This is a genomic window from Leptolyngbya sp. 'hensonii', from assembly GCF_001939115.1.
GTDB lineage: Bacteria > Cyanobacteriota > Cyanobacteriia.
Genome location: NZ_MQTZ01000076.1, coordinates 1 through 8613, shown reverse-complemented (window position 1 = coordinate 8613; position 8613 = coordinate 1). Strand labels below are relative to the sequence as shown.

The 8613-nt window shown below is 51.1% G+C and carries 9 protein-coding genes and 1 pseudogene; 9 read left to right on the top strand and 1 reads right to left on the bottom strand.

Features of this window, described 5'->3' with window-relative positions:
- Window positions 1-231, bottom strand: a pseudogene (locus BST81_RS26825) (IS1 family transposase); the annotation flags it as partial.
- A 1456-nt stretch (window positions 232-1687) separates the two neighbouring features.
- Between BST81_RS26825 and atpB the strand changes: the two are divergent.
- The 9 genes from atpB to BST81_RS26780 all read left to right on the top strand — a co-directional run.
- Window positions 1688-2440: a F0F1 ATP synthase subunit A gene (atpB, locus tag BST81_RS26815; protein ID WP_253188507.1), complete on the top strand. Its 753-nt coding sequence runs from the start codon at window positions 1688-1690 to the stop codon at window positions 2438-2440.
- Window positions 2441-2591: 151 nt separating this feature from the next.
- The gene (gene atpE, locus BST81_RS26810) at window positions 2592-2840 is read left to right on the top strand and encodes an ATP synthase F0 subunit C (protein ID WP_017654400.1); all 249 of its coding nucleotides are present in this window, start codon (window positions 2592-2594) and stop codon (window positions 2838-2840) included.
- A gap of 80 nt (window positions 2841-2920) precedes the next feature.
- The gene (locus tag BST81_RS26805; protein WP_075601535.1) at window positions 2921-3352 is read left to right on the top strand and encodes a F0F1 ATP synthase subunit B'; all 432 of its coding nucleotides are present in this window, start codon (window positions 2921-2923) and stop codon (window positions 3350-3352) included.
- A gap of 95 nt (window positions 3353-3447) precedes the next feature.
- The gene (locus BST81_RS26800) at window positions 3448-4008 is read left to right on the top strand and encodes a F0F1 ATP synthase subunit B (RefSeq protein ID WP_075601534.1); all 561 of its coding nucleotides are present in this window, start codon (window positions 3448-3450) and stop codon (window positions 4006-4008) included.
- Window positions 4008-4562, top strand: coding sequence for an ATP synthase F1 subunit delta (gene atpH / locus BST81_RS26795; protein ID WP_075601533.1), 555 nt, complete (start codon window positions 4008-4010; stop codon window positions 4560-4562). The genes BST81_RS26800 and atpH overlap by 1 nt, the downstream gene beginning before the upstream one ends.
- Window positions 4563-4670: 108 nt before the next feature.
- Window positions 4671-6188: a F0F1 ATP synthase subunit alpha gene (gene atpA, locus BST81_RS26790; protein WP_075601532.1), complete on the top strand. Its 1518-nt coding sequence runs from the start codon at window positions 4671-4673 to the stop codon at window positions 6186-6188.
- Between the two features lie 82 nt (window positions 6189-6270).
- Window positions 6271-7218 (top strand): F0F1 ATP synthase subunit gamma, encoded by a 948-nt coding sequence (locus BST81_RS26785; protein ID WP_075601531.1) that lies wholly within the window; start codon window positions 6271-6273, stop codon window positions 7216-7218.
- 157 nt (window positions 7219-7375) lie between these two features.
- On the top strand, window positions 7376-7519 hold the full coding sequence (locus BST81_RS28645; protein WP_216351476.1) for a hypothetical protein: 144 nt from the start codon (window positions 7376-7378) through the stop codon (window positions 7517-7519).
- A 162-nt stretch (window positions 7520-7681) separates the two neighbouring features.
- On the top strand, window positions 7682-8613 hold a 932-nt coding region (locus tag BST81_RS26780), incomplete at its 3' end, for a tetratricopeptide repeat protein (RefSeq protein ID WP_143780527.1).

Here is an 8613-nt window from a genome sequence, read left to right as displayed (position 1 = left end):
CGTGTTATAAGCTAACCCGCTAATCCGACTAATCCCTCGTAAACTGGTGCCCTCACTGTGAGCTTGCAGGACTTGTTGAATTTGCTCTGGACTGACGTGACGGTAGTAGTAGAGGGTGTCAAAACTCTCTGAGAAGGTTTGTTGGCACCCCAGGCAAAAGTAGCGTTGATGCCCATTCGGCATCTTGCCATGCTTGTGAGTCTTAGAATGACCGCAGAGCTTACATTCCATAGCTTGAGTAGGTGAATCGTTGATTCCTTACTCTACCAGACCCACATCAGTTTGACGCACTACCCAAATTCCTTGCGTCCCATACGGTCCACGCTGCACATCATAGAGGATCTCGGTAGATTAGCTGAGAAAAAAGATAAGTTCTGTTACTTTCTCACTAATCCTTGACAAAACTATACTTTTAGGCTTTAGCCTCCCATTTGGGGTGGTTGGGTTGCAAATGGCTTGCAGGGGGGTCAGAGTGCCTGTCCGTCGGCAGGGGGAGGTACCTTTGCCTGTGGACTTCTGACCGGCTCTAAAGGGTTAATGCTAGTTAATAGCGGGCCGGGAGCGGCAAAAATAAGTCAGGCGAGTGATTGTGGGGCTGGCAACCTCAAATTGCGATGATCAGAACAAATCCAACCTCTACTGGCCGCTCAAGCCATTGCGTTCCGGTCAGGGTAAAGATGAGAAATTGGCTGAATTGTAAACGAAATGTAAATAAGCTTATCCGATCGCAATTTCGGGGCAGCTTGCAGCAAATTGCTCAGCCGGGGGTAGAGAAAACCCGATGAACCTGCCAATTTTAATCACCAGCACAGACCAGTTTAGTGTCGCTGGCCATGGCTGTAGTCGGCAGGGAGAGTAGGGCCTAGAGGGTTCAAGCTTCCCCTGACAGAAAGGACCTGGACTCAGCCTGGATGTCTTCCGGCTTCTCGGCCCTGTTTCCAAATCAATTTCTGAGAAACATTTCCCCTGTTCTATCTATTTATTCTTTCTTAAGTATTGTTACCCCTGCATGATATGATTTCCATTGGTCAATCGCAGTAACGTTGATTATCAAAGTTAGTTTTTGCCTGTGAATTTGTCGGACGATCGTCCCGAACCTACTTCTGGCATCGCCTCAGGAGAGTCTCCTGAACCAGTCCCTGAGCTATCAGAGGCTGTAAATTCTATGGATGAATATTACCAACTCAAACAAGAGTTGCAGATAATCACCGTTGCGATCTCGATTTTCGTGTTTGGCTGTGTCTGGTTCTTCTACTCACTCAATACCGCTCTGAATTATTTACTTGGAGCGTGTACAAGTGTGGTTTACTTGAGGATGTTAGCCAGGAACGTTGAGCAACTCGGACCGCAAAAGCGTCAGATAGGAAGGTCTCAGCTCGCTGTTCTGATTGGGTTGATGATTATCGCAACTCAATGGAGTCAGCTCAGAGTTTTACCGATCTTCTTGGGGTTCCTGACTTATAAGGCAACACTGCTCATCGTGATGTTGCGATCCGTTTTTGCCCACACTCGACCTAGCTACAGAGCTTCAAAGACCCCCTGACCTCATCTAGAGATCTAAATATATCTGACGGATATCTGACGAATATTTAGCCTCCTGTTGATGGTCTAGGTGGTTTCGGACTGCAGCGCAAATTGCAAAGTTGTACAGGATGAGTTGTACAGGATCATGTACCGAGGCGGCTTTGTGACGAATTTATTGAATCTCGATGCTCTATTTGTTGCCAAGTTAGAGGTCGGTCACCACTTTTACTGGCATATCGGCAATCTGAAAGTTCATGGCCAGGTGTTCCTGACTTCATGGATTGTTATTTCTCTCCTTCTGATTGCCTCCGTTCTTGCCACCCGTAAGATTGAGCGAGTGCCCAGGGGAATGCAAAACCTCATGGAGTACGCCCTGGAATTTGTCCAGAATCTGACTAAAAATCAGATTGGTGAGAAGGAATACCGCCCCTGGGTTCCTTTTATTGGCACGCTTTTCCTGTTCATTTTTGTCTCGAACTGGTCCGGCGCTCTCGTTCCCTGGCGGGTAATCGAGTTACCGGAGGGAGAACTGGCTGCACCAACCAATGACATTAATACAACGGTTGCCCTGGCATTGCTGGTTTCCCTGGCTTATTTCTATGCGGGCTTTAGCAAACGGGGTCTGGGCTATTTTGCCAAGTACATTCAGCCCACGCCCATCTTGCTTCCGATCGCAATTCTGGAAGATTTTACCAAGCCGCTTTCCCTCAGCTTCCGTCTATTTGGAAACATTCTGGCGGATGAGCTGGTTGTCGCGGTTCTGGTACTCCTTGTCCCTCTCTTTATTCCCTTGCCTGTGATGTTGCTGGGTTTGTTTACGAGTGCGATTCAGGCACTGGTATTTGCAACCCTCGCTGCTGCTTACATCGCAGAGGCAATGGAGGGACATGGTGAAGAGCATGGGGAGCACCATTAACGGTGCCCCTCAGTTAGGGCGACTGCCCGTAGCTGGTCTGGTCCTACTTCTGTGGAGACGCTTATGAGACCAGTTCCTCCCATGAGGTCAAAAACCTGTGTCCACCCTTAGACATCAGTTTCGTTAATTTTTAGAGGTAGGTAATACAACCATGGATCCATTAGTTTCTGCCGCTTCGGTTCTGGCTGCTGCTCTGGCTATCGGTCTGGCTGCCATCGGTCCTGGCATCGGTCAGGGTAATGCTGCTGGTCAGGCTGTTGAAGGGATTGCTCGGCAACCTGAAGCAGAGGGCAAGATTCGCGGTACCTTACTGTTGACCCTGGCTTTCATGGAGTCACTCACCATCTACGGTCTGGTTATCGCGCTCGTGTTGCTGTTTGCTAACCCCTTCGCCTCCTAGTTTTTAGTCGTCGTAGGGGCGTTCTCAGGAACGTCTCTACGACGAAATTCACCTACTAACGAAGCTGAGGTTTACAGCAAATGTTCGATTTTAATGCAACCCTGCCCCTGATGGCAATTCAGTTTTTGCTGCTGGCAGCGGTCCTGAATATCCTGTTCTATAAGCCACTGACTAAAGTGCTCGACGAGCGGAACGAATACATTCGGAAGAATGAAACTGAGGCTCGGGAGCGTCTGGCCAAGGCGGAGCAATTGGCAAAGCAGTACGAGCAAGAACTGGCTGAAACTCGTAAGCAGTATCAGGCCACGATCGCGTCAGCCCAAGCTGATGCCGATAAAGTTGCTGCTCAACAAGTTGCTGAGGCTCAGCGAGAGGCCCAGGCTCAGCGGGAACAGGTCCAACGAGAAATTGATACTCAGAAGCAGGCTGCGCTGACTTCTCTGGAAGGTCAGGTGGATAATCTGAGCCGTCAGATCCTGGAGAAGCTGCTCGGTGCTGAACTGGTTGGTTAGCTTGTTGATGGCTACTCGCTTTAGAGGGTCGGTTCAGCTTGGATAGGTTAAAAGCTTGAAGCTTTAGTAGAGCGTTACAGTCTCGGATTTAAATTATGGGATTCTTTGTATTGCTGGCTGTGGAGGCTGGTGCTATCAGCTCTGAACTGGCTGAAGCAACTGGTGAAGGAGGCTTTGGCCTGAATTTCAACCTCCTGGAAACAAATCTGATTAATTTAGCGATCGTGATCGGCTTGCTGGTCTACCTGGGTCGTAAGTTTCTAGGCGGTATCCTGGCTGACCGTACTTCAACGATCGAAGCCGCGATTAGAGCTGCTGAGGAGCGCCGCAAGGACGCTGCTGCTGCCCTAGCGGAAGAGCAACAGAAGTTGGCTCAGGCTCAGGCTGAGGCGGAACGGATTCGTGCTTCGGCAGAGGAAGCGGCTAAGGCAGCCAGAGAAGCTATTCTGGCTCAGGCCGAGCGGGATGTGCAGCGCGTTCGTGAAACGGCGGTTCAGGATATTAATACGGAGCAGGAGCGGGCTATTTTAGAATTGCGTCGCCGGGTTGCTGCTCTGGCGTTGCAGCGGGTTGAGTCTCAGTTGGCCGGTAACTTAAATGAATCGGCCCAGCAGCGCTTGATTGACCGCAGTATTGCTACTCTGGGAGGTCGCTGATGAAAGGCATTCTGGCTGCCGAAATCATGGAGCCCTATGCTCAGGCTTTAATGTCAGCGGCTCAATCCGGTAATCTGGTTGAGCAGGTGGCGCAAGATGTCAATTTCTTGCTTGAGCTCCTGAACTCTGCCGAGGATTTGAAAAATTTCCTGGCCAATCCAGTGATAAAAACTGAGGCCAAGAAATCTGTTCTACAGCAGGTCACCGGCGATCAGATTCATCCCTATACCCGTAGCTTTTTGATGATTCTGGTCGATCGCCGCCGCATCCTTTTTCTGGAAGGTGTTTGCAAGCAATTTCAGGCCCTTCTCCGTCAACTGAATCAGACGGTTCTAGCTGAAGTGACTTCGGCAGTGGCTCTGAGCGAGGCTCAACAGCAGACCGTGCGGGAGAGGGTAACGGCTATGGTCAATGCCCGTCAGGTAGACCTGGATCTAAAAGTTGACCCGGACCTGATTGGCGGTGTGATTATTAAGGTGGGTTCTCAGGTAATCGATGCCAGCCTTCGTACCCAACTCCGCCGCATCTCCCTGCGTCTTACCAGCGCAACCTAGGAGAATTTTGAATTTCGTTTGAATTTTGAATTTTGAGTTACCTGTCCAAGACCTGTAATTCAACCCAATTCATCCTTCCTCCTTCATCCTTATACAAGAGAAACTCCCATGGTAAGTATCAGACCTGACGAAATTAGCAACATTATTCGGCAACAGATTGAGCAGTACGACCAGGACGTTAAGGTTTCTAATGTCGGTACGGTGCTGTCCGTTGGTGACGGTATTGCTCGGGTTTATGGCCTGGATCGGGTCATGGCCAGTGAACTGCTGGAGTTTGAAGACGGAACGGTAGGGATCGCCTTCAACCTGGAAGAAGACAACGTGGGTGTGGTGCTGATGGGGGATGGCCGATCGATCCAGGAAGGGAGTTCTGTAACCTCCACGGGTCGCATCGCTCAGATTCCCGTAGGAGATGCCATGATTGGCCGTGTGGTTGATGCCCTGGCCCGTCCGATCGATGGCAAAGGAGAGATCCACACCACGGATACCCGCCTGATTGAGTCCCCTGCACCTGGGATTATTGAGCGAAAGTCCGTATACCAACCCTTGCAAACCGGGATTACTGCAATTGATGCCATGATCCCCATTGGCCGGGGGCAGCGAGAACTGATTATTGGTGACCGCCAAACCGGTAAAACCTCCGTTGCAATGGACACCATCCTGAATCAGAAGGGTGGCGATGTGATCTGCGTCTATGTGGCCATCGGTCAGAAGGCTTCTACGGTTGCGAACATCGTCAACATTTTCCGGGAACGGGGTGCTCTGGATTACACCATTGTCGTTGCTGCCAACGCCAACGACCCGGCGACCCTGCAATTCTTTGCCCCTTACACGGGTGCTAGCCTGGCTGAGTACTTCATGTACAAAGGCAAGCACACCTTGGTTGTTTATGATGACCTGTCCAAGCAGGCTCAAGCTTATCGTCAGATGTCCCTGCTGCTGCGTCGTCCGCCAGGTCGGGAAGCTTATCCTGGGGATGTCTTCTACATCCACTCTCGCTTGCTGGAGCGGGCTGCCAAGCTCAGCCCTGAGTTGGGTGAAGGAAGTATGACTGCCCTGCCGATCGTGGAAACCCAGGCGGGTGACGTCTCTGCCTACATTCCCACCAACGTGATTTCGATTACGGATGGTCAGATCTTCCTGTCTTCTGACCTGTTCAACTCCGGTCTCCGTCCTGCAGTGAACGCGGGTATCTCCGTTTCTCGGGTGGGTTCTGCAGCCCAAACCAAAGCGATGAAGAAAGTTGCGGGTAAGGTGAAGCTGGAACTGGCTCAGTTCGCCGAACTGGAAGCATTTTCTCAGTTTGCTTCTGATCTGGATAAATCAACCCAGAACCAACTGGCTCGGGGACAGCGGTTGCGGGAAATTTTGAAGCAGGCTCAGTACTCACCCCTGCCTTTGAGTGAGCAGGTGGCGGTTATCTATGCCGGGATCAACGGATACCTGGATGACATTGCCCTGGAGAAAGTGGGGGGCTACTTGAAGTCCTTCCGGGATTACCTCAAAACCAGTAAGCAGCGCTACATTGAAATCGTTCAAAACGATAAGCAGTTGACTGATGAAGCTGAAACGCTGCTGAAGGAAGCCATTGCAGAATCCAAGAAAACCTACCTGGCTACTGCCTGATCGGTGATGGGGGATGAGCTTTGAGTTATCCCTAACTTAAAACTCATCCCTCAACGCTTAGACCTCAAAACTTTTTAGAACTATGGCAAATCTTAAGTTTATTCGCGATCGCATCAAGTCGGTCAAGAACACCAAGAAAATCACTGAGGCGATGCGTTTGGTGGCCGCCGCTAAAGTTCGTCGGGCCCAAGAGCAGGTGATTGCTACCCGACCTTTTGCCGATCGTCTGGCTCAGGTTCTCTATGGCCTGCAGGGTCGCTTGCGTTTTGAAGATGCCGATCTGCCTCTGTTGCGGAAGCGAGAGGTGAAAACGGTGGGGCTGTTGGTGATCTCCGGCGATCGGGGTCTCTGTGGCGCTTACAACACAAACGTGATTCGTCGGGCAGAAAATCGGGCCAAGGAGATTCAGGCGGAAGGTTTGAACTACCAGTACATCCTGGTGGGACGCAAAGCTGCCCAATATTTCCAGCGGCGCAGTCAGCCGATTGATGAGATCTACACCAATCTGGAGCAGATTCCTACCGCAGCGGAAGCTTCCATGGTCGCTGACAAGCTGTTGTCTCTGTTTCTGTCAGAAACGGTCGATCGGGTGGAGTTAGTTTATACTCGCTTTGTCTCCTTGATTAGCTCTCGACCTGTGGTTCAAACCCTGTTACCTCTCGATCCACAAGGTCTGGAAGCCTCTGATGACGAGATCTTCCGTTTGACCACGAAAGGGGGGCAGTTCCAGGTGGAACGGCAGAAAATGTCCTCTCCCCTTGAGAATCTGCCCAGAGACATGATCTTTGAGCAGGATCCAGTGCAGATTCTGGATGCCCTATTGCCGCTATATCTGAATAACCAGTTACTCCGGGCGATGCAGGAATCTGCAGCCAGCGAACTGGCTGCTCGGATGTCGGCGATGAGTAATGCCAGTGAGAACGCCAGTGATTTGATTGGTACCCTGACTCTGTCCTATAACAAAGCCAGACAGGCTGCCATCACCCAGGAAATTCTGGAAGTGGTTGGTGGTGCAGAAGCACTCGGTTAACCCTGCCTCAAATCCAGGAATTTGTCGAAATCAAAGGCTTAGAGATAACACTCTAAGCCTTTTTGTTGAGTACTCACAGAAGAACGATTCGTTGAAATCCTTGCTGTGCAAAGCTTCTGGCATGATTTGTGTAATGGATAGAATCTGAACCCTGGCGTTGTTCATCCCTGACCTAGCCCAGACGATCGAAGCAGCTTTAATGAGCAAAATATTGAACTTCTCGACGATCTCTGACCTGGAAGCATGGTTGGAGAATGTTGTCCTGTTGCCAGGAAGAACAGACGATCGCCCCCTAATCTAGCCCTGGGAGCAGCGATGCTGAACACGAAACAGAAGCATTCCAACCCCAGAGCCTGAGGGCTGATTAGGGGAGATGCAGGGCTACTGTAACTTTTGAAAAACATCAGTCATCAACTATATAGCTGAGAATTTATAATGTGGCCATAGAAATTTGGTGTCCCCCATGTCTCTCCATCCCTTGGGTACGACCAAACGCTCCGCTTCCATTCTTTCCCTGTTGATTCTCCTGATTGGCCTCAGCCCTGCGCTCTCCGCTACCATCCTGACCGAGCAGGTCCAACCCCTATCATCCCTGCAACTGGCCCAGGCGCAAGACCCCCGCAAAGTCGAGGCCGATCGCCTGCTGGACCAGGGAATTGAACAATTCTACGCCAGCCAGTTTGAAGCAGCCATGAGGTCCTGGCAACAAGCCCTCAAGCTCTACCAGGAAGTCAAAGACCGGCTGGGGGAGAGGAAATCCCTGGGCAATCTGGGCCTTGCTTACGATGCTCTGGGCAATTATCCCAAAGCGATCGAGTATTACCAACAGAGTTTAGCCATTGCCCGGGAACTCAAAGACCGGCTCGGGGAGGGGCAATCCCTAAACAATCTGGGTAATGCTTACTTGTCTCTGGGCAATTATCCCAAAGCGATCGAGTATTACCAACAGAGTTTAGCCATTGCCCGGGAAATCAAAGACCGGCTGGGGGAGGGGCAAGCCCTCGGCAATCTGGGCAATGCTTACTTGTCCCTGGGCAATTATCCGAAGGCGATCGAGCTTCAGGAACAGAGTTTAGCCATTGCCCGGGAGCTCAAAGACCGGCTGGGGGAGGGGCAATCCCTCGGCAATCTGGGCCTTGCTTACTTGTACCTGGGCAATTATGGCAAAGCGATCTCATACCAGGAGCAGCGTTTAGCCATCACCAGGGAAATCAAAGACCGACGCGGCGAGGGGCAATCCTTAGGCAATCTGGGAAGTGCTTACGATGCTCTGGGCAATTACCCGAAGGCGATCGAGGTTCAGGAACAGAGTTTAGCCATTGCCCGGGAAATCAAAGACCGACGCGGCGAGGGGCAATCCTTAGGCAATCTGGGAAGTGCTTACKATGCTCTGGG

Bases quoted from the DNA above. Each gene is read 5' to 3' on its own strand.
- atpE (WP_017654400.1), top strand. From the start codon at position 2,592: ATGGATCCATTAGTTTCTGCCGCTTCGGTTCTGGCTGCTGCTCTGGCT.
- BST81_RS26805 (WP_075601535.1), top strand. From the start codon at position 2,921: ATGTTCGATTTTAATGCAACCCTGCCCCTGATGGCAATTCAGTTTTTG.
- BST81_RS26800 (WP_075601534.1), top strand. From the start codon at position 3,448: ATGGGATTCTTTGTATTGCTGGCTGTGGAGGCTGGTGCTATCAGCTCT.
- atpH (WP_075601533.1), top strand. From the start codon at position 4,008: ATGAAAGGCATTCTGGCTGCCGAAATCATGGAGCCCTATGCTCAGGCT.
- atpA (WP_075601532.1), top strand. From the start codon at position 4,671: ATGGTAAGTATCAGACCTGACGAAATTAGCAACATTATTCGGCAACAG.
- BST81_RS26785 (WP_075601531.1), top strand. From the start codon at position 6,271: ATGGCAAATCTTAAGTTTATTCGCGATCGCATCAAGTCGGTCAAGAAC.